15 protein-coding genes are annotated in these 20547 nt (G+C 71.5%); 7 read left to right on the top strand and 8 right to left on the bottom strand.

Going from position 1 to position 20547, the window contains the following annotated elements; genetic code table 11:
• Nucleotides 1-6 precede the first annotated feature (6 nt).
• The 3 genes from nuoL to nuoN are packed head-to-tail and all read left to right on the top strand — an operon-like array spanning nt 7 to nt 5267.
• Nucleotides 7-1947 (top strand): NADH-quinone oxidoreductase subunit L, encoded by a 1941-nt coding sequence (gene nuoL / locus AC4BDD_RS12085; protein WP_490691001.1) that lies wholly within the window; start codon nt 7-9, stop codon nt 1945-1947.
• A gap of 3 nt (nt 1948-1950) precedes the next feature.
• Entirely contained in the window at nt 1951-3618 is a 1668-nt protein-coding gene (locus AC4BDD_RS12080; RefSeq protein ID WP_490691000.1) for an NADH-quinone oxidoreductase subunit M, read from the top strand.
• Nucleotides 3615-5267 (top strand): NADH-quinone oxidoreductase subunit NuoN, encoded by a 1653-nt coding sequence (gene nuoN, locus AC4BDD_RS12075; protein ID WP_490690999.1) that lies wholly within the window; start codon nt 3615-3617, stop codon nt 5265-5267. The genes AC4BDD_RS12080 and nuoN overlap by 4 nt, the downstream gene beginning before the upstream one ends.
• A gap of 71 nt (nt 5268-5338) precedes the next feature.
• Here the strand turns inward: nuoN and AC4BDD_RS12070 are convergent, their stop codons facing one another.
• Both AC4BDD_RS12070 and fahA read right to left on the bottom strand, forming a co-directional pair.
• Complete coding sequence (locus AC4BDD_RS12070; RefSeq protein WP_490690998.1) at nt 5339-5875, bottom strand: hypothetical protein; 537 nt, start codon at nt 5873-5875, stop codon at nt 5339-5341.
• An 82-nt stretch (nt 5876-5957) separates the two neighbouring features.
• On the bottom strand, nt 5958-7181 hold the full coding sequence (gene fahA, locus AC4BDD_RS12065) for a fumarylacetoacetase (RefSeq protein WP_490690997.1): 1224 nt from the start codon (nt 7179-7181) through the stop codon (nt 5958-5960).
• A gap of 418 nt (nt 7182-7599) precedes the next feature.
• On the opposite strand from fahA, the gene AC4BDD_RS12060 reads away from it, so the two are divergent.
• The 4 genes from AC4BDD_RS12060 (at nt 7600) to AC4BDD_RS12045 (ending at nt 12288) form a co-directional block, all read left to right on the top strand.
• Nucleotides 7600-8610, top strand: coding sequence for a polyprenyl synthetase family protein (locus tag AC4BDD_RS12060; RefSeq protein WP_490690996.1), 1011 nt, complete (start codon nt 7600-7602; stop codon nt 8608-8610).
• A gap of 354 nt (nt 8611-8964) precedes the next feature.
• A complete protein-coding gene (locus AC4BDD_RS12055; protein WP_490690995.1) occupies nt 8965-10218 on the top strand; it encodes a LolA family protein in 1254 nt (417 codons plus the stop codon).
• A 170-nt stretch (nt 10219-10388) separates the two neighbouring features.
• Entirely contained in the window at nt 10389-11393 is a 1005-nt protein-coding gene (locus AC4BDD_RS12050; RefSeq protein WP_490690994.1) for an ABC transporter ATP-binding protein, read from the top strand.
• Nucleotides 11380-12288: an ABC transporter permease gene (locus tag AC4BDD_RS12045; RefSeq protein WP_490690993.1), complete on the top strand. Its 909-nt coding sequence runs from the start codon at nt 11380-11382 to the stop codon at nt 12286-12288. The genes AC4BDD_RS12050 and AC4BDD_RS12045 overlap by 14 nt, the downstream gene beginning before the upstream one ends.
• On the opposite strand, the gene rarD is transcribed toward AC4BDD_RS12045, so the two are convergent.
• The 6 genes from rarD to AC4BDD_RS12015 form a co-directional block, all read right to left on the bottom strand.
• Nucleotides 12278-13336 carry an EamA family transporter RarD gene (rarD, locus tag AC4BDD_RS12040; RefSeq protein WP_490690992.1) on the bottom strand — a complete coding sequence of 353 codons (1059 nt, stop codon included), beginning with the start codon at nt 13334-13336 and terminating at the stop codon, nt 12278-12280. The two genes, AC4BDD_RS12045 and rarD, sit on opposite strands and share 11 nt — an antisense overlap.
• A gap of 196 nt (nt 13337-13532) precedes the next feature.
• Nucleotides 13533-14609: a 2-oxoacid:ferredoxin oxidoreductase subunit beta gene (locus AC4BDD_RS12035; RefSeq protein ID WP_490690991.1), complete on the bottom strand. Its 1077-nt coding sequence runs from the start codon at nt 14607-14609 to the stop codon at nt 13533-13535.
• Nucleotides 14602-16557, bottom strand: coding sequence for a 2-oxoacid:acceptor oxidoreductase subunit alpha (locus tag AC4BDD_RS12030; protein ID WP_490690990.1), 1956 nt, complete (start codon nt 16555-16557; stop codon nt 14602-14604). Before AC4BDD_RS12030 ends, AC4BDD_RS12035 begins: the two co-directional genes overlap by 8 nt.
• A gap of 322 nt (nt 16558-16879) precedes the next feature.
• Nucleotides 16880-17539, bottom strand: coding sequence for a response regulator transcription factor (locus tag AC4BDD_RS12025; protein WP_490691749.1), 660 nt, complete (start codon nt 17537-17539; stop codon nt 16880-16882).
• Nucleotides 17540-17741: 202 nt separating this feature from the next.
• A complete protein-coding gene (locus AC4BDD_RS12020) occupies nt 17742-19097 on the bottom strand; it encodes a sensor histidine kinase (protein ID WP_490690989.1) in 1356 nt (451 codons plus the stop codon).
• 218 nt (nt 19098-19315) lie between these two features.
• A complete protein-coding gene (locus AC4BDD_RS12015) occupies nt 19316-20503 on the bottom strand; it encodes a sensor histidine kinase (protein WP_490690988.1) in 1188 nt (395 codons plus the stop codon).
• Nucleotides 20504-20547 lie beyond the last annotated feature (44 nt).

The following is a 20547-nucleotide window of genomic DNA, read 5'->3' as shown; positions in this document are numbered from 1 at the left end:
GTTCAAGTGGAGAACCTCATCGGATTGCTTGTCGCGGCGCCGCTGCTCGGCGCCGCGGTCCTGCTGTGCGGCGGGCGGCGCCTGGACCACGTCGGCCATCTGATCGGCACCCTGGCGGCCGCGGCCTCCTTCCTGGTCGGCGCGGTGCTCTTCGCCGACATGCTGGGCGCCGACGAGCACGACCGCGCCCTGCACAGCCACCTGTTCAGCTGGATCCCGGTCGACGGCTTCCGGGCCGATGTCGCCTTCCAGCTCGACCAGTTGTCGATGACCTTCGTCCTGCTGATCACCGGCGTGGGCAGCCTGATCCACGTCTACTCGATCGGCTACATGGAGCACGACGAGCGCCGCCGCCGCTTCTTCGGCTATCTCAACCTCTTCCTCGCGGCGATGCTGCTGCTCGTCCTCGCCGACAACTACCTGCTGCTGTACGTCGGCTGGGAGGGCGTGGGCCTCGCCTCGTACCTGCTGATCGGCTTCTGGCAGCACAAGCCGAGCGCGGCCACCGCGGCGAAGAAGGCGTTCATCGTCAACCGCGTCGGCGATGTCGGCCTGTCCATCGCGATCATGCTGATGTTCACCACCTTCGGGACCTTCGCCTTCGCCCCGGTGCTCTCCGAGGCGGAGCGGGCCGGAGAGGGCAAGCTGACCGCGATCGGGCTGATGCTGCTGCTCGCCGCCTGCGGCAAGTCCGCGCAGGTGCCGCTCCAGTCCTGGCTGGGCGACGCGATGGAGGGCCCGACCCCGGTCTCGGCCCTCATCCACGCCGCGACCATGGTGACCGCCGGCGTCTACCTGATCACCCGCTCCGGCGCGATCTTCAACGCCGCGCCCGACGCGCAGACCGCGGTGGTCACCGTCGGCGCGGTCACGCTGCTCTTCGGTGCGATCGTCGGTTGCGCGAAGGACGACATCAAGAAGGCGCTCGCCGGTTCGACCATGTCGCAGATCGGCTACATGATCCTGGCGGCCGGACTCGGCCCGATCGGCTACGTCTTCGCGATCATGCACCTGGTGACCCACGGCTTCTTCAAGGCCGGGCTGTTCCTGGGCGCCGGGTCCGTCATGCACGCCATGAACGACGAAGTGGACATGCGCAAGTACGGCGGCCTGCGCACGTACATGCCGGTCACCTTCGCCACCTTCGGCCTCGGCTACCTGGCCATCATCGGCTTCCCCGGCCTCTCCGGCTTCTGGTCCAAGGACAAGATCATCGAGGCGGCCTTCGCCAAGGGCGGCACCGAGGGCTGGATCCTGGGCGGCGCGGCACTGCTCGGCGCGGCCATCACCGCGTACTACATGACCCGCGTGATGCTGCTGACCTTCTTCGGTGAGAAGCGCTGGCAGCCGGCCCCCGACCCGGACACCGCGCCCAGCGTGGAACCGGGCATCGAGGCGCACCCCGGGGAGCTGCCGCACCCGCACGAGTCCCCCAGGTCCATGACGATCCCGATGATCGTCCTCGCCTTCGGATCGGTCTTCGCGGGCGGCCTGTTCAGCCTCAACGACGCCTTCCTGAAGTGGCTGGAGCCGGTGACCGGGCACGAGCACGGCGACTCGCCGCTGAGCGCCACCACCGTCACCGCCGGGACCATGGTCGTGCTGGCCGTCGGTGTGGCGCTCGCCTGGGCGCAGTACGGCCGCCGGCCCGTCCCGGTCCGGCCGCCGCGCGGCAGCGCGCTCACCCGGGCCGCCCGCCGCGACCTGCTCCAGGACGACTTCAACCACGCCGTACTGGTCAGGCCGGGCCAGTACCTCACCCGCGGCCTGGTCTACGTCGACCACAAGCTGGTCGACGGGGTGGTCAACGGCACCGCCGCCGGTGTGGGCGGGCTGTCCGGGCGGCTGCGGAAGCTGCAGAACGGCTACGCCCGCACGTACGCGGTCTCGATGTTCGGCGGTGCGGCGGTGCTGATCGCCGCGACCCTGCTGATGAGGGCGGTCTGATCCATGTCATTTCCTCTGCTGACGGCCACGGCCGTGGTGCCGGCGGTCGGCGCGATCGCCACCGCCGCCACCCCCGCGGCGAAGCGGGCCACCGCGAAGTGGATTGCGCTGGGCTTCTCGCTCGCCACGCTGGTGCTGGCGGCGGTGGCGCTGATCCGCTTCGACCCGGACGGCGGCCAGTACCAGCTCACCGAATCCCACGCCTGGATCAAGGACTTCGGGGTCCGCTACGAGCTGGGCGTGGACGGCATCGGGGTGGCGCTGACCGCGCTGACCGCGCTGCTGATCCCCTTCGTCATCCTGGCGGGCTGGCATGACGCCGACCCCCTGGAAGAGGCCCGGCCCAACCGGCGGTGGCGGCCCACGCAGGGCTTCTTCGCGCTGATCCTCATGGTCGAGGCGATGGTGGTGATCTCCTTCGAGGCCACCGACGTCTTCCTCTTCTACATCTTCTTCGAGGCCATGCTGATCCCGATGTACTTCCTCATCGGCGGCTTCGGGGACCGGGCCGGCGGCCGGAGCGAGGAGGAGTCGGCCACTCAGCGCTCCTACGCGGCGGTGAAGTTCCTGCTCTACAACCTGGCCGGCGGGCTGATCATGCTGGCCGCGGTGGTCGGGCTGTTCGTGGTGACCAACGACGACCTGTCGACGGGCACCTTCTCGCTCCAGCGCATCGCCGAGGCGCGCGCCTCCGGGGAGCTGGAGATCGGCACCGGCACCGAGCGGCTGCTCTTCCTCGGCTTCTTCTTCGCCTTCGCGGTCAAGGCGCCGCTGTGGCCGCTGCACACCTGGCTGCCCAACGCGATGGGGGAGGCGACCGCACCGGTCGCGGTGCTGATCACCGCCGTCGTCGACAAGGTCGGCACCTTCGCGATGCTCCGCTTCTGCCTCCAGCTGTTCCCCGAGGCGAGCAAGTGGGCCACCCCGGTGATCCTGGTGCTGGCCGTCATCAGCAGCATCTACGGGGCACTGCTCGCGGTCGGTCAGCGGGATATCAAGCGGCTGATCGCCTACGCCTCGATCTCCCACTTCGGCTTCATCATCCTGGGCATCTTCGCGATGACCTCGCAGGGCCAGGGCGGCGCCACCCTCTACATGATCAACCACGGGATCTCGACGGCCGCGCTGATGCTGGTCGCCGGCTTCCTGATCAGCCGGCGCGGCTCGCGGCTGATCGCCGACTACGGCGGGGTGCAGAAAGTGGCCCCGGTGCTGGCCGGCACCTTCCTGATCGGTGGCCTGGCCACCCTGTCGCTGCCCGGACTCGCCCCGTTCATCAGCGAGTTCCTGGTGCTGGTGGGCACCTTCAGCCGCTATCCGGCGCTGGGGATCATCGCCACCACCGGCATCGTCCTGGCCGCGCTGTACGTCCTGGTCCTCTACCAGCGGACGATGACCGGGCCGGTGAAGGACGAGGTGCGCGGGATGCCGGATCTGCGGCCCCGGGAACTGGCCGTGGTCGCCCCGCTGATCGCGCTGCTGCTCTTCCTCGGCGTCTACCCCAAGCCGGTGACCGAGATCGTCGACCCGGCGGTCGACCACACCCTGTCGGTGGTCGACAAACAGGACCCCGCACCGGATCACCCCGTCGCGGACGCGGGCGAGTCCGGCCACCGCCCCGAGGGTGCCCGTGCCCCGCAGGGTGACCACGCTCCCGGAGGTGCCAAGTGACCAGCGCTCCGCTTGTCCACAGCCTGTGGACGACGTCGGCCCCGGCGCCGGAGAAGATCCCGACGCCGCATTTCGAGTACGGCCAGCTCTCCCCGGTGCTGATCGTCCTGGGCGCCGCCGTCGCCGGCATCCTCATCGAGGCGTTCCTGCCGCGCCGCAACCGCTACACCGCGCAGCTCTTCCTCTCCGTGGTCTCACTGGCCGCCGCGTTCGCCGCCGTCATCGCCCTGGCGGCCGGCGACTACGGCACCTCCAAGGCCCGGGTGGCCGCGATGGGCGCCATCGCGGTCGACGGCCCGGCCCTCTTCCTCCAGGGCACCATTCTCCTGGTCTCCCTGGTGGCGGTCTTCACCTTCGCCGAACGGCGGCTGGACCCGGCGGCGCACGGCAACCACGTCGACTCCTTCGCCGCCCAGCCCGCCGCCGTCCCCGGCGGCGAGGCCGAACAGGCCGCGGTCAAGGCAGGATTCACCACCACCGAGGTCTTCCCGCTGCTGCTGTTCGCCGTCGCCGGCATGCTGGTCTTCCCCGCCGCGAACGACCTGCTGACCCTCTTCGTCGCGCTGGAGGTCTTCTCCCTCCCGCTGTACATCCTGTGCGCGCTCGCCCGCCGCCAGCGGCAGCTGTCCCAGGAGTCCGCCGTCAAGTACTTCCTGCTCGGCGCCTTCTCCTCGGCCTTCCTGCTCTTCGGCATCGCGCTGCTCTACGGCTACGCCGGCACCGTCGGCTACTCCGGGATCGCCGACGTGGTCGACGGCGAGGTCACCAGGATGGACCCGGCACTGGCGCAGACCATGGGCAATGACGCGCTGCTGCTCATCGGCGGCGCGATGGTGCTGGTGGGCCTGCTGTTCAAGATCGGCGCGGTGCCGTTCCACATGTGGACCCCGGACGTCTACCAGGGCGCGCCGACCCCGGTCACCGGCTTCATGGCCGCCGCCACCAAGGTCGCCGCGTTCGGCGCGCTGCTGCGCCTGCTGTACGTGGTGCTGCCCGGCCTGCGCTGGGACTGGCGCCCGGTGATGTGGGGCGTCGCGATCCTCACCATGCTGGGCGGCGCGATCGTCGCCGTCACCCAGACCGATGTGAAGCGGATGCTCGCCTACTCCTCGATCGCCCACGCGGGCTTCATCCTGGCCGGTGTCATCGCGACCAACGAGGACGGCATCTCCTCCGTCCTGTTCTACCTGGCCGCCTACTCCTTCGTGACGCTGGGCGCGTTCGCCGTGGTCACCCTGGTCCGGGACGCCGGCGGCGAGGCGACCCACCTGTCCAAGTGGGCGGGGCTGGGCCGCCGTTCGCCGCTGGTGGCCGCGGTCTTCGCGGTCTTCCTGCTGGCCTTCGCGGGCATCCCGCTGACCTCGGGCTTCGCGGGCAAGTTCGCGGTCTTCAAGGCCGCGGCGGAGGGCGGCGCCGGGGCGCTGGTGGTGGTCGGTGTGATCTCCTCGGCCGTCGCCGCGTTCTTCTACATCCGCGTCATCGTGCTGATGTTCTTCAGCGAGCCGAAGGCCGACGGCCCCTCGGTCGCCGTCCCCAGCGCGCTGACCTCGTCGGCCATCGCGATCGGCGTCGCGGTGACCCTGGTGCTGGGCGTGGCGCCGCAGTACTTCCTCGATCTGGCCTCGCAGGCCGGGGTGTTCGTGCGCTGAGGGACGCAACGAACGCGACGAGCCCCCCGGCGCCAGGCGCCGGGGGGCTCGTGTGACGCTGGGGGCGACGGTCAGCCGGGGACGCCCGCGGAGCCCCCGGAGTTCGTGAGACCGGTCGGGATGTCGCCGGTCGGGACGTCCAGGTCGGTCGGCACGTCGCCGGTCGGCAAGCTGCCGGTGTCGAGCTTGCTGAACGTGTCGCTCCCGCCCCCGGACCAGGTCACCGTCAGGGACTTGCCGCCGTCGGCCACGGCCACCTTGCCACTGGAGAACTCGGTCGAGCCGTCAGGGCAGGTCAGGGTCAGGGTCTGGTCGGCGTACTTGCCGGTGCAGCTCTGTCCCACCTTGGAGGCGAACCCGGCCATCTCGCCCTGGATGTAGAGGGAGCGGGTCTCGCCTCCGGACTGCGAGATGTAGCTGCCGCTCACCGTACCGTCGCCGCCGGTAGTACCACCCGTGGTCGTGCCGCCGGTGGAGCCGCCGGTGGTCTGGCCACCGATCACGCCCTTGCTGCCCGAGCCCTTGCTGTCCTTCTTGTCGCTGGAACAACCGGTGACCAGCACAGCGGCGATGAGCGCCGCCCCCGTGATCTGTGCTGCCTTACGCACGTGGAACTCCGTTTTCTGAAGTGAGCAGGACACGCCAAGCTACCAGGGCGTCGGTGGCTGACCGTCCTCGCTGCCTGGGCTGTTACCGGGCTGGGACGATCCGGCCGGTCACTTCACCGAGCCCGATCCGGGTGCCGTCGGGGCCGGGCGCCCAGGCCGACAGCGTCACCTCGTCGCCGTCCTCCAGGAACGTCCGCTTGGAGTCGGGGAGTTCCAGTGGATCGCGGCCGCCCCAGGTCAGTTCCAGCAGGCAGCCGCGCTCCTCGGGGCGCGGGCCGCTGACCGTGCCGGAGGCGAACAGGTCGCCGGTGCGCAGCGACGCGCCGTTGACGGTCATATGGGCCAGCTGCTGGGCGGCCGTCCAGTACATCGCCGAGAACGGCGGCCGGGCCACGGTGTGCCCGTTGATCGCCACCTCGATGGAGATGTCCAGCCCGCCCGGCTCCTCGTCCGAGTCGTCGAGGTACTCCAGGAGCGGGAAGTCGCGGGCCGGCGGGCTGGTGCGGGCCGCGTCGAACGCGTCCAGCGGGGTGATCCACGCCGAGATCGAGGTGGCGAACGACTTGCCGAGGAACGGGCCCAGCGGCCGGTACTCCCAGCTCTGGATGTCCCGCGCGGACCAGTCGTTGAGCAGGGTCACGCCGAAGACGTGGTCGCGGAAGGAGCCCAGCGGCACCCGGTCGCCGAGCGCGGAGGGGGTGCCGACCACGAAGCCGACCTCGGCCTCGATGTCCAGTCGCTGGGTCGGGCCGAAGGCCGGGGTCTCGGTGCCGGCCGGCAGCCGCTGGCCGTGCGGGCGGACCACCTCGGTGCCGGAGACCACCACGGTGCCGGCGCGGCCGTGGTAACCGATGGGCAGGTGCTTCCAGTTGGGGGTGAGCGGGTCGCCCTCCGGGCGGAACATCCGGCCCACGTTGGTCGCGTGGTGCTCGCTGGCGTAGAAGTCCACGTAGTCGGCCACCTCCAGCGGGAGGTGCAGGACCGCGTCGGCCAGCGGGATCAGCAGCGGCTCGACGGTGGCGCGGTGCGCCGGGTTGGTGAGCCAGTCGCGGACCGCAGCGCGCACCGCCTGCCAGACCGGGCGGCCGGCGGCGAGCAGCGGATTGAGGACCGGCTGGTCGAGCAGCCCGGCGTGCGCGGAGCCGAGCGCGGCCGCGGCGGCGGCCGCGTCCAGCACATGGTCCCCGAAGCGGACCCCGACGCGCAGGTGCTGCGGGTCGTCGGGTGTGCTGAAGACGCCGTAGGGGAGGTTGTGCGGGCCGAAGGGGTCGCCTTCTGGCAGGTCGAGCGGGCTCTGCTGCGGCATGGGATGCTGCCTCGCCTTCTCCTCGTCACCGTGGTGGCCGGACACATGGCCGGGCACAGAGTACGACGTGGCCGATGAGCGGTCTTGGGTGATCGATATCCGGACAGTGGCGCGGGTGGTGACCCCAGTGGAGACGCGGACGGTGACGTGCACGGGAACGCGGACGGGAGGCGGACGCAAGGCGGGCCGGACCGGGCGGACGCACGGGCGGACGCGCAGGTCCGGCGGGGTGGTGCCGGCGGGAGAGGTCGGACCGGGACCCCGCGGAACCGATGCATCCGGCGGTGATGTACGCGACAGAGCGCGCGAGCCGGGAAGGCGCCCACGGTGATCGAGACTCGACCGGATACGCTGCCTGTCAGTGGAGACAGCGACACATCGACATTCCGGTGATCGTAGGCAGACAGGAGTACCTCTCGTGACCGTCGTAGGGCCCTTCGGGCTGAGCGTGCGGGACCAGACTCTGGAAGCCGACATCCAGGCCGGTTTGGTGGCCGTGGAAGAGGGCCTCCTGGAGGCCACCAAGAGCGACGTGCCGTTCATCACGGAAGCCGCGCAGCACCTGGTCCGGGCCGGCGGCAAGCGCTTCCGCCCGCTGCTGGTGATGCTGGCGGCGCAGTTCGGCGACCCGCACGCGCCCCGGGTGGTCCCCTCGGCCGTCGTCGTGGAGCTGACCCACCTGGCCACGCTCTACCACGACGACGTCATGGACGAGGCCGCGGTGCGCCGCGGCGTGCCCAGCGCCAACGCCCGCTGGGGCAACTCGGTGGCCGTGCTGACCGGCGACTTCCTCTTCGCCCGCGCCTCGCACATCCTGGCCGACCTGGGCCCGGAGGCCGTCCGCATCCAGGCCGAGGCGTTCGAGCGGCTGGTCACCGGCCAGATCCTGGAGACCGCCGGGCCCGGGCCCGACCGCGACCCGGTCGACCACTACCTCGATGTCATCGCCGGCAAGACCGGCTCGCTGATCGCCGTCTCCGGGCGGTTCGGCGCCATGATGTCCGGCGCCGACGAGTCCGTGGTCAACATCCTCACCCAGTACGGCGAGCGGCTGGGCACCGCCTTCCAGCTCGCCGACGACGTGCTGGACATCGCCAGCGACAGCCACGAGTCCGGCAAGACGCCCGGCACCGACCTGCGCGAGGGCATCCCCACGCTGCCGGTGCTGCGGCTGCGCGCCCTGGCCGCGGCGAGCGGCTCCCCGGACGACCGGGAGCTGTGCGAGCTGCTGGACGGCGACCTGACGGACGACGGCCGCCACGCCGAGGTGCTGCGCAGGCTGCGCCGCCATCCGGCGCTGGAGCAGGCGCGGCGGGACACCATCCGCTACGCCGCGGACGCCCGCGCGCTGCTGGAGCCGCTGCCCGCCGGGCCGGCGAAGAGCGCGCTGGAGGCGCTCTGCGACGCCGTGGTGCACCGGGCCGGCTGACCGTACGTCGCCGCTCCGCGCCGCTCCTCACCTCCCGGCGAGACGCCACCGGACTCGCGGACTCCGGCTACCCGGGTCCCGCGCACCGGGCCCTGGATGACCGGACCCCGGATACCCGAACACCCGAACACCCCTAAGGGGTCGGTGCCGTCGCCGTGCGCGCGCGTCCGTACGGCGGTGGGGGGATGTCATACCTCGGCAGTACGCAAAGCTGCGCCCGAGGGCTGACGCGTCGTAGGGCGCCGTTTGGTGGGATGGATACACACCACCACACGGCGGATCGGGTGACGATGACCCGATGGGTGGACGAGTGCGAGGCTGACGACCGCCGCCGACGACGGAGGTAGAGCACACATGGCACGGATCCGACCGACACAGGTCGCCGACGACGACTACTGGGCCGACGGACAGCCCGCCCGGCGCCGCAAGGCCGCCCGGTACGCGCTTCCGGTCGCGGTGGCGGGGGTGGCGGCGGCGACGATCGGGCTCGTCCCGGCACTCGCCGACTCCGGTGACCCCGACCTGCCGAAGGTCTCGGCGGAGGAGCTCATCGCCAAGATCGCCGCATCGGACGCCCAGCAGCTCTCCGGCTCGGTGAAGATCACCGCCGACCTGGGCATACCGTCGCTGCCGGGGGGCGCCTCCCTCGGCGGTGGCGAGGACGGCAAGGGCGCTGCCTCGCCGACCGCCAAGCTCCCGGAGCTGGCGTCCGGCTCGCACACCCTGCGGCTGGCCGTGGACGGCCCGCAGAAGCAGCGGGTGTCCCTGATCGAGGACGCCGCCGAGTACAGCGTCATCCACAACGCCGGCGAGGTCTGGGCGTACGACAGCGCGAGCAACACCGCCTACCACGCGGCGGCCCCGAAGGCCCCGGCCGCCAAGGGCGAGAAGAAGCCCGAGCTGCCGCAGGACCTGCGGGACGCCACCCCGCGCGACCTGGCCCAGCAGGCGCTGGCCGCCGCGGACGGCACCACCGAGGTCTCGGTCGACGGCACGGCCAAGGTCGCCGGCCGGGACGCCTACCAGCTGCTGATCAAGCCCCGGAGCGGCGACTCCACCATCGGCGCGGTGCGCATCGCGGTGGACGCGGACAACGGCGTGCCGCTGAAGTTCACCCTCACCCCCAAGAGCGGCGGCAAGGCGGCCATCGACGTCGGCTTCACCGACGTCGACTTCGGCAAGCCGTCGGCGAGCCGCTTTGAGTTCACCCCGCCCCAGGGCACCAAGGTCACCGAGCAGAGTGACCTGGACCGTGAGGCGAAGAAGCACAAGGCCGAGCTCGCTCCGGAGCAGCAGGAGCTGGCGAGCGCCGCCGACGACCTGTCCGGCAGCCTGAGCGGCCTGAACGTCACCGGTGAGGGCTGGGGCTCGATCGCCGAGCTGAAGCTGCCCGGCGGCGCGCCCCTCGGTGCGGGCGCGTCCTCCAAGGAGGCGGGCGCCGCCACCGATCTGCTCGGCAAGCTGGGCGACAAGGTCAGCGGCGACTTCGGCTCCGGCACGGTGTTCCACACCCGCCTGGTCAACGCCCTGCTGACCGACGACGGCAAGGTCTTCGTCGGCGCGGTCGACAAGGACGCCCTGATCAAGGCCGCGGACGCGGCGAAGTAGCCGCCCCGCGGCGACGTACACCGGATCGCCCGACGCTCGCCCGGCGGCCCGGCGGTGACGTACCAAACGCACCGCCGGGCCGCCGGGCACCGCGACCGGGCGGCGCAGCACAGCGAGAGCCGGCCGACGGCCGGAGGAAAGGGAGCCCGTTGGAGAAGCCGCCTGCCGGCATGACACCCGCTCCACCATCGGCAGGGGATGCCGCGATCGAGACGCGCGGCCTCACCAAGCGGTACCGGGGCGGCCAGCTAGCCGTGGACTCGCTCGACCTGACCGTGCCGCGTGGCAGCGTCTTCGGCTTCCTCGGGCCCAACGGCTCGGGCAAGACGACGACCATCCGGATGCTGATGGGCCTGATCGAGCCCACCTCCGGCGGAGCGCGGCTGCTGGGCGAGCCGATGCCGCGCGCGGCCGGCAGCGTGCTGCCCCGGGTCGGTGCCCTGATCGAGGGCCCGGCCCTCTACGGCTTCCTCAGCGGCCGGGACAATCTCGTCCGCTTCGACGCCGCCGACCCCACCGCCGACCCCCGCACCCGGCCCGCCCGGATCGCCGCGGCCCTGGAGCGGGTCGGCCTGGCGGCCGCCGCGGGCAAGAAGGCCCGCGCCTACTCGCTGGGTATGAAGCAGCGCCTGGGGCTGGCCGCCGCCCTGCTCCAGCCGCGTGAGCTGCTCGTCCTCGACGAGCCGACCAACGGCCTCGACCCGCAGGGCATGCGGGAGATCCGCACCCTGGTCCGGGAGCTGGCCGACGACGGCACCACGATCTTCCTCTCCTCCCACCTGCTGGATGAGATCGAGCAGGTGTGCAGCCATGCGGCGGTGATGACGCAGGGCCGGCTCATCACCCAGGGCACCGTCGCCGAGCTGGTCGCGGCCAGCCAGGGGCGGCTGTCCGTCACCACCCCGGACCCCTCCGAGGCGGTCCGCGTCCTCAAGGAGCACGGCGTGACGGACCTCGTCGTCCTGGACGAACGGATCACCGGCGAGCTGCCCACCGCCGGACCGGCCTCCGCCGAGGGCGCGGCGGGCCCCGGGGAGCCGCCGCTGGACCTGGCCGAGCTCAACGCCGCCCTGGTGCGGGCCGGCGTGCGGGTGCGGGCCTTCGGCACCCAACGGGCCTCGCTGGAGGACGTCTTCGTGGCACTGACCGGGGAGGGCTTCGATGTCGCAGGCTGAGATGGACACCGTGCTGCCGGCGGCCCGTGCGGTCCCGGCCGCCCGGGAGCGCGTCAGCCCGCTGTGGGCGCTCGCGCTCTTCCGCAGCGAGCTGGCCATCACCTTCCGGCGCTGGCGGACCCTGGCCCTGCTCGGGGTGCTGGCCGTGCTGCCGATCGTCATGGGCATCGCGGTGAAGATCGAGACCCGGAACGGCGGCACGGTCGGCGGCGGCGACGGCGAGGGACCGCTGTTCATCACCCAGGTCACCAACAACGGCCTGTTCCTGGTCTTCGCCTCGCTCGCCGCGACCCTGCCGGTCTTCCTGCCGATGGCGATCAGCGTCGTCGCGGGCGACTCCCTCGCCGGCGAGGCGAGCGCCGGGACGCTGCGCTATCTGCTGGTCGCCCCGGCCGGCCGCACCCGGCTGCTGCTCGCCAAGTTCACCTCGATCATGGCCTTCTGCCTGGCCGCCACGGTGGTGGTGGCGGTCACCGCGCTGAGCGTCGGCGCGCTGTTCTTCCCCCTCGGTGACGTCACGCTGATCTCGGGCACCCGGATCTCGATGGGGGAGGGGCTGCTGCGCGCTGCCGCGATCGCCGGCCTGGTGGCGGCCTCACTGACCGGCATCGCGGCCGTGGGGCTGTTCATCTCCACCCTCAGCAGCAGCGGCATCGCGGCCATGGCGGCGACGGTCGGGCTGCTGGTCATCACGCAGATCCTCGACAACATCCCGCAGCTGCACGTCATCCACCCCTACCTCTTCCCGCACTACTGGCTGAGCTTCGCGGACGTGCTGCGGGACCCGGTCTACTGGGACCAGGTGATGAAGAACCTGGGCCTCCAGGCGCTCTATGTGGCGGTCTTCGGCTCGGCGGCCTGGGCGCGCTTCACCAGCCGGGACATCACGGCCTGACGCCCGGCCCGGCCTGCGCCGCCTCCGCTGCCTGCGCCTCCGCTGCCTGCGCCTCCGCTGCCTGCGCCGCCTCGGCCTGCGCGGGCTCGGTACGGGCCGCTTCGGCCTGCGCCGCTTCGGCCTGGAGCGCCTCGGCTTGGAGCGCCTCGGCGCGGGCCAGCCGGCCCTGGTGCGCGGTGCGCAGCGCGTCCCAGGTCAGCACGGCCAGGGCGAGCCAGACGAGAGCGAACCCGGCCCACCGCTCGGGCGGCATGGACTCGTGGAAGACCACCAGCCCGATCAGGAACTGGAAGGTCGGCGCCAGGTACTGCATCAGCCCGATCGTGGACAGCGGCAGCCGCACCGCGGACGCGCCGAAGCAGATCAGCGGCACCGCCGTGATGGCGCCGGTGCTCATGAGCAGCAGGGTGTGGCCGATGCCCTCGCTGACCAGCGTGGAGTCACCTCGCGCACCCATGAAGACCAGATAGCCCAGGGCCGGCAGGAACTGCACCGAGGTCTCGGCGGCGAAGGACTCCGGCCCGTCCAGTCCGACCTGCTTCTTGAACAGCCCGTAGGTGCCGAAGCTGAGGGCGAGGGTGAGCGCGATCCAGGGGAGCCGGCCGTATCCGAGGGTGAGCACCACCACGGCCGCCGCGCCGATGCCCACCGCCGCCCACTGGCCCGGCCGCAGCCGCTCGCGCAGCACCACCACCCCGAAGGTGATGCTGACCAGGGGGTTGATGAAGTACCCCAGCGCGGCCTCGACCACATAGCCCGAGTTGACCGCCCAGATGTACATGCCCCAGTTGGCGGAGATGACCGCGGCGGCCAGCACGATGGCGGCCAACCGCCGTGGTTGCCGGAGAAGCCGGGGCAGCCAGGCCCAGCGGCGGAGTACGCACAGGATGCCGACCGCGACCACCAGGGACCACACCATGCGGTGGGCGAGGATCTCGCCGGCGCCCGCGGGTTCCAGCAGCGGCCAGTAGAGCGGGAAGAGCCCCCACATGCCATAAGCCGAGAAGCCGTATGCGAGACCGGAGCGTTGGTCGTTCTTCGGCTTCACATGGACCTCCCCGTGGCATGGCGACCTGTCGAAGGTAGCGCCTGGAGCGGCCCGATGTCATTCCCGTACCACATTACGGTCATGACAGCGGGTGGGGTGTGTCGGCGGAGAGGAGACGGAAAAGCGGGTGCCCGGCCGGATCTCGGGGAGTTCCGGCCGGGCACCCGCCGGGTGACCCGTAGGGGGCAGAGGTGGATCAGCCGACGACGGTCCAGGTGTCCGTGCCGGCCAGCAGGGCCGCCAGATCGCCCTTGCCGCGCTGCTCGATGGCGGTGTCGAGCTGGTCGGCCATCTCGGTGTCGTAGACCGGACGCCGCACGTCGCGGAAGACACCGATGGGGGTCTGATGGAGGGTGTCGGGGTCGGCGAGCCGGGAGAGCGCGAACGCCGTGGTGGGGGAGGCGCTGTGCGCGTCGTGCACCAGGATGCGGTGCTCGTTCTCCGCGGTGACGGTGACCGGCTGGAGATCGCCGGTGGCCGGGTCGCGGACGATGCCCTTGGTGTCGTCGACGCCGAAGCGGATGGGCCGGCCGTGCTCCAGGCGGATCACCGTCTCCTGGGCCTGGTCCTTGTCCTTCAGGGCCTCGAAGGCGTTGTCGTTGAAGATGTTGCAGTTCTGGTAGATCTCCACCAGGGCGGTGCCGGGGTGGGCGGCTGCCTGGCGCAGCACCTCGGTGAGGTGCTTGCGGTCGGAGTCGATGGTGCGGGCGACGAAGGACGCCTCGGCGCCCAGGGCCAGCGAGACCGGGTTGAAGGGCGCGTCGAGGGAGCCCATCGGGGTCGACTTGGTGATCTTGCCGACCTCGGAGGTGGGGCTGTACTGGCCCTTGGTCAGCCCGTAGATCCGGTTGTTGAACAGCAGGATCTTGAGGTTGACGTTGCGCCGCAGGGCGTGGATGAGGTGGTTGCCGCCGATCGACAGCGCGTCACCGTCGCCGGTGATGACCCAGACGGACAGATCCCGCCGGGAGGAGGCCAGCCCGGTGGCGATGGCCGGGGCCCGGCCGTGGATGGAGTGCATCCCGTAGGTGTTCATGTAGTACGGGAAGCGGGAGGAGCAGCCGATGCCGGAGACGAAGACGATGTTCTCCTTGGCCAGGCCGAGCTCGGGCATGAAGCCCTGCACGGCGGCCAGGACCGCGTAGTCGCCGCAGCCGGGGCACCAGCGCACTTCCTGGTCGGACTTGAAGTCCTTCATGGTCTGCTTGCCCTCGGCCTTGGGCACCAGGGACAGCGCCTCGAAGGCCGGGGTCCCTTCCATCGTCTCAGTCATCGATGGCCTCCTTCAGCACATCAGCGAGCTGCTCGGCCTTGAAGGGCAGGCCACGGACCTGGGTGTAGGAGCGGGCGTCGACCAGGTACTTCGCCCGGATGAGGGTGGCGAGCTGGCCGAGGTTCATCTCGGGGACGATGACCTTGTCGTACCCGGCCAGCACCTCACCGAGGTTGGCGGGGAAGGGGTTGAGGTGGCGCAGATGGGCCTGGGCCACCGCGCCCCCGGAGCGGCGGACGCGGCGGACGGCGGCGGTGATGGGCCCGTAGGTGGAGCCCCAGCCCAGCACCAGGGTGCGCGCTGTGCCGTCGGGGTCGTCGACGGTGACGTCGGGCACCTGGATCCCGTCCACCTTGGCCTGGCGGGTGCGGACCATGTGGTCGTGGTTGGCCGGGTCGTAGGAGATGTTCCCCGTGCCGTCCTGCTTCTCGATGCCGCCGATCCGGTGCTCCAGGCCGGGGGTGCCCGGCACCGCCCACGGCCGTGCCAGGGTCTGCGGGTCGCGCTTGTAGGGCCAGAAGACCTCGGTGCCGTCGTCCAGGGTGTGGTTGGGGCCGGTGGCGAACTGCACGCGCAGATCGGGCAGTTCGTCGATGTCCGGGACGCGCCACGGCTCGGAGCCATTGGCCAGGTAGCCGTCGGAGAGCAGAAAGACCGGGGTGCGGTAGGTCAGCGCGATCCGGGCCGCCTCCAGCGCGGCGTCGAAGCAGTCGCCGGGGGTCTGGGGCGCGACGATCGGCACGGGCGCCTCGCCGTTCCGCCCGAACATGGCCTGGAGCAGGTCGGCCTGCTCGGTCTTGGTCGGCAGTCCGGTGGAGGGCCCGCCGCGCTGGATGTCCACCACCAGCAGCGGGAGTTCCAGCGACACGGCCAGGCCGATGGTCTCGGACTTCAGCGCCACGCCGGGGCCGGAGGTGGTGGTGACCGCCAGCGACCCGCCGAACGCCGCACCCAGCGCAGCGCCGATGCCGGCGATCTCGTCCTCGGCCTGGAAGGTGCGCACCCCGAAGTTCTTGTGCCGGGACAGCTCGTGGAGGATGTCGGAGGCCGGGGTGATCGGATACGACCCCAGATACAGCGGCAGATCGGCCTGCTGGGAGGCGGCGATCAGGCCGTAGGACAGGGCGAGGTTGCCGGAGATGTTGCGGTAGGTGCCGGGCGGGAACGCGGTCGTGGCGGGGGCGACCTCGTAGGAGACGGCGAAGTCCTCGGTGGTCTCGCCGAAGTTCCATCCGGCCCGGAAGGCCGTCACGTTCGCCTCGGCGATCTCCGGCTTCTTGGCGAACTTCTTCCTCAGGAACGCCTCGGTGCTCTCCGTCGGCCGGTGGTACATCCACGACAGCAGGCCGAGGGAGAACATGTTCTTGCTGCGCTCGGCCTCCTTCCGGCTGAGGTCGAAGTCCTTGAGTGCCTCCACCGTCAGCGTCGTCAGCGGGACGGGGTGGACGCGGTAGGCGCTGAGCGTGCCGTCTTCCAGCGGGTTGGCCTCGTAGCCGACCTTGGCCATGGCGCGCTTGGTGAACTCGTCGGTGTTGACGATGATCTCGGCGCCGTGCGGCAGGTCGGTGAGGTTGGCCTTGAGTGCCGCCGGGTTCATCGCGACCAGCACGTTCGGGGCGTCACCGGGGGTGAGGATGTCGTGGTCGGCGAAGTGCAGCTGGAAGCTCGAGACACCCGGCAGCGTGCCGGCCGGCGCGCGGATCTCGGCGGGGAAGTTCGGGAGGGTCGACAGGTCGTTTCCGAATGACGCCGTCTCCGAGGTGAACCGGTCGCCCGTGAGCTGCATACCGTCACCCGAGTCACCGGCGAACCGGATGATCACCCGGTCCAGGCGGCGGATCTCCTTGGTGCCGCCGTCTGGCTGCCGCTGTCCCCCGACGAGCGATGGCTCGCCCTGCTGCTCGGTTGGTTCGGCCTGCTCGGCCGGGCTACTGACCTGGCTGGTCACTGCTTCGGACCTCCCTAGGGGCGGCGCCTCCTCGACGAGACGCGCCGACCGGTTGCCTCACCACCATCGTACGTCGGTAAGGGTCCCCTTCCTTGAGTGGATCGCATGCTGGACGACGCATTTGAACAGCTTTATGTCATGCTTTGTCACTTTCTGATCACCCCCTGGGGTGACACTCCAGCGGAGCTGGCCACTCCTCCATTGGTGCTACGACCAGCGCTCGACCGATCGGCGGCCGAGCCCTGACTGACGGGCCGTCAGCCAGTTGGCCAGTCAGCCGGCCGGCCGGGCGCGGGGCCCGGCCGGAGAGCCGGCCCCCGGGTCAGGAATTGATGTACGTCAGCACCGCCAGCACCCGGCGGTGGTCCCCGTCGCTGGGCGACAGGCCCAGCTTCAGGAAGATGTTGCTCACGTGCTTCTCCACCGCGCCGTGGCTGACCACCAGCGCCTTGGCGATCGCGGAATTCGTGCGCCCCTCGGCCATCAGACCGAGGACCTCCCGCTCGCGCGGGGTCAGCCCCGCCAGCACGTCCTGCTTCCGGCTGCGCCCCAGCAGCTGCGCGACGACCTCCGGGTCCAGCGCGGTGCCGCCGCGGGCCACCCGCACGACCGCGTCGACGAACTCCCGCACCTCGGCCACCCGGTCCTTGAGCAGATAGCCGACGCCCCGGCTGCTACCGGCCAGCAGCTCGGTGGCGTACTGCTCCTCCACGTACTGTGACAGCACGAGCACGCCCAGTCCCGGGTGGTCGCGCCGGAGCCGGACCGCCGCCCGGACGCCCTCGTCCGTATGGGTGGGAGGCATCCGCACATCCGCGACCACCACATCCGGTATCGCGCCCTCGTCGGCCAGCTCGCGGATCGTCTTCAGCAGCGCCTCGGCGTCCCCGACGCCCGCCACCACCTCATGCCCGCGGTCGGTGAGCAGCCGGGTCAGGCCCTCCCTGAGCAGCACCGAATCCTCGGCGATGGCCACCCGCACCCTGTCTTCCACGTTCGCTGCCCCCAATGTGATCCGTTACTGGGGTCCAGCATTCCAGGATTCGGACGCCCTCGCTGCGGCCTGTGGACAACCCGGAACGGGCCGCGGGCCAGCGGGCCGCCGGGCCGGTGTGCCGCCGGGACAGCCGGCCGCCCGGGTCACGGGTCATGCGGGCCCTCAGGGCGGCGGCCGACGCTCCGGGTCAGGCCCGCCAGGGCAGCTCGGCCAGCACCGTGGTGGGCCCGCCCGGCGGCGAGTCGATCACCAGGATCCCGTCCACCGCGTCCAGCCGCTCGGCCAGCCCCGCCAGGCCCGAGCCCGCCGTGGTGCCCGCGCCGCCCCGCCCGTCGTCGGTGACCTGGAGCATGAGCCGGTCCCCGGCCCGCCACACGTCCACCCCGCCGGTGCGGGCCCGGCTGTGCTTGCTGATGTTCTGCAGCAGCTCGGAGACGGTGAAGTAGGCGATGCCCTCGATCGCGGCGGCCGGCCGGTCCGCCAGGTCGACCGAGACCCGCACCGGCACCGTGCAGCGTGCGGCCAGTGCGGAGAGTGCCGGGCCCAGGCCGCGGTCGGTGAGGATCGCCGGGTGGATGCCGCGGGCGAGGTCGCGCAGCTCCTGGAGGGCGAGTTTCACCTCGCCGTGGGCCTCGTCGACCATGCGGGCGGCGGCCTCGGGGTCCTCCTGGAGTTTCTCCTTGGCCAGGCCCAGGTCCATGGCGAGGGCGACGAGGCGGGCCTGGGCCCCGTCGTGCAGGTCGCGCTCGATGCGGCGCAGGTCGGCGGCGGCGGTGTCGACCACCACACCCCGGTCCGACTCCAGCTCCGACACCCGGCTGGCGAGCCGCGACGGGCCGAGCAGCCCGGACACCATCAGCCGGTCCACCTGGGTCAGCATCCGGATCATCCAGGGTGCGGCGAGCACGATCAGCACACCGGCCAGGCAGGTGAGGGCGATCTCGGCGGGGGAGTCCAGGTAGAAGCCGTCGCCGTCCCCGTCACCGGTGATCTGCAGACCGGGCATGTCCGTGTACTTCGGGAAGACCCACTGCCACAGCGGATAGGTCAGCGCCGCCCAGCCGTAGGCCCACAGCGTCAGCGAGAAGACGAAGGCGAAGATCGCCCACGGGAAGTGGAGCACGGCGTACAGCACATGACGCCAGGAGGTGCCGCTCCGCAGCAGCGCGCCCACCCACGCCACCAGCCCGCGGCCACCGTTCTTACGGGGCAGGCTCCGCACCGGCTCGGGTTCGGCCACCCGCAACCCCAGCAGCGCCCGGGCCCGGGCCCGCTCGATGTAGCCGAGCCCGCGGCAACCCGCGAGGGCCAGGCCCAGCACCGGCACGCCCAGGAAGGTGATCATCAGGCCCACGCCGAGCGCCAGCATGGTGATCGCGTAGACGAAGGACAGCAGCGCCATCGGCAGGCTGATCAGGTGGTAGAGGAACTCGCGCCAGGTGCGCCCCTCGAACGGCGCGCGTAGCCCCGCGGGCACCACATGGCTCCGGGGCTCCCGGTCATAACCGGAATCCGGGCCGTAACCTCTCGATGCGCTGGCCATCTCTCCGTCCGTCCTCCGCATGTCGGTGCGGTCGTCTGTCAGTGCGGTTCTTCCGCCGCTTCGGGCTCTTCCACCACTCCGGGCTCGGCCGCCCTTCGCGTACCTCCAGGCTGTCGGATGCCAGGGGCCCGGACCATGCGGCCGGTAGGCGTCTTCACCGGGGGGTTAGCCCTACCCGGGCGGATCCGATCAGGCGAGGTCAGGCCCGGTCAGGGCGGTCAGCGGCCGGCCTCGCGGTCGCGCCAGGGCAGCTGGGCGGTGACCGTGGTGGGCCCGCCTATCGGGGAATCGACGACGAACAGCCCGTCCACCGAGCCGAGCCGCTCGGCCAGTCCGGCCAGCCCACTGCCCCCGGACGTGGTGGCCCCGCCCCGCCCGTCGTCCCGCACCTGGAGCATGAGCCGGTCCCGGGCCCGCCACAGCTCCACCTCCGCACCCCGGGCCTGGCTGTGCTTGCTGACGTTCTGCAGCAGCTCGGAGACGGTGAAGTAGGCGATGCCCTCGATCGCGGCGGCCGGCCGGTCCGCCAGGTCGACCGAGACCCGCACCGGCACCGTGCAGCGTGCGGCCAGTGCGGAGAGTGCCGGGCCCAGTCCGCGGTCGGTGAGGATCGCCGGGTGGATGCCGCGGGCGAGGTCGCGCAGCTCCTGGAGGGCGAGTTTCACCTCGCCGTGGGCCTCGTCGACCATGCGGGCGGCGGCCTCGGGGTCCTCCTGGAGCTTCTCCTTGGCCAGGCCCAGGTCCATGGCGAGGGCGACGAGGCGGGCCTGGGCCCCGTCGTGCAGATCGCGCTCGATGCGGCGCAGGTCGGCGGCGGCGGTGTCGACCACCACACCCCGGCCCGACTCCAGCTCCCGGATCCGCCGCTCCAGCTCATCGGAGGGCGACAGAAGCCCGCGCACCATCATCCGGTCCACGTTGGTCAGCGCGCGGGCGATCCACGGCAGGACCGGCCAGCCGACGACCAGCGAGACCAGCATGACCGCGAAGGTCAGCACCCCCCAGGGCAGCCGGACCAGGGAGTACAGCACGGTGCGCCAGGCGACCGGGTCCCGCAGGCTCGCCCACAGCCAGGGGAAGAAGCCGCCGCGCGCCGGGCGCGGCAGCGGGCTGGGCTCGTCCATCCGCAACGCCAGCAGCCGACGCGCCCGGCCCCGCTCGAACCGGCCGAACGCCCGGCTGCCGCGCAGCCCGACGGCGAGCAGCGGCAGGCCGATCACGGTGATGGACAGCCCCACCCCCGCGTACAGCCAGAGCGACACATAGAGGAAGGCCACGAGGGACACTGGAAAGTTGGCGAGCAGATAGCCGATCTCCTTCCAGGTCTGCCGGGAGAAGACGAGGACGGGCGACGGCGGCAGTCTGTCGGTTTCGACGGCGTCATCGGACGCGGCGCGGGCGATCATGAAGGCAAGACTGCCCGCCACCCGCACCCGGCGCCATGAGGGCG

This window comes from Streptomyces sp. JLBT605 (genome assembly GCF_058215555.1).
This window is presented reverse-complemented; position numbering and strand designations above follow the sequence as displayed.

Coding starts and splice junctions, on each gene's coding strand:
- AC4BDD_RS12080 (WP_490691000.1), top strand. CDS start 1,951: ATGTCATTTCCTCTGCTGACGGCCACGGCCGTGGTGCCGGCGGTCGGC.
- fahA (WP_490690997.1), bottom strand. CDS start 7,181: ATGCCGCAGCAGAGCCCGCTCGACCTGCCAGAAGGCGACCCCTTCGGC.
- AC4BDD_RS12055 (WP_490690995.1), top strand. CDS start 8,965: ATGGCACGGATCCGACCGACACAGGTCGCCGACGACGACTACTGGGCC.
- AC4BDD_RS12050 (WP_490690994.1), top strand. CDS start 10,389: ATGACACCCGCTCCACCATCGGCAGGGGATGCCGCGATCGAGACGCGC.
- AC4BDD_RS12045 (WP_490690993.1), top strand. CDS start 11,380: ATGTCGCAGGCTGAGATGGACACCGTGCTGCCGGCGGCCCGTGCGGTC.
- AC4BDD_RS12035 (WP_490690991.1), bottom strand. CDS start 14,609: ATGACTGAGACGATGGAAGGGACCCCGGCCTTCGAGGCGCTGTCCCTG.
- AC4BDD_RS12020 (WP_490690989.1), bottom strand. CDS start 19,097: ATGGCCAGCGCATCGAGAGGTTACGGCCCGGATTCCGGTTATGACCGG.
- AC4BDD_RS12015 (WP_490690988.1), bottom strand. CDS start 20,503: ATGATCGCCCGCGCCGCGTCCGATGACGCCGTCGAAACCGACAGACTG.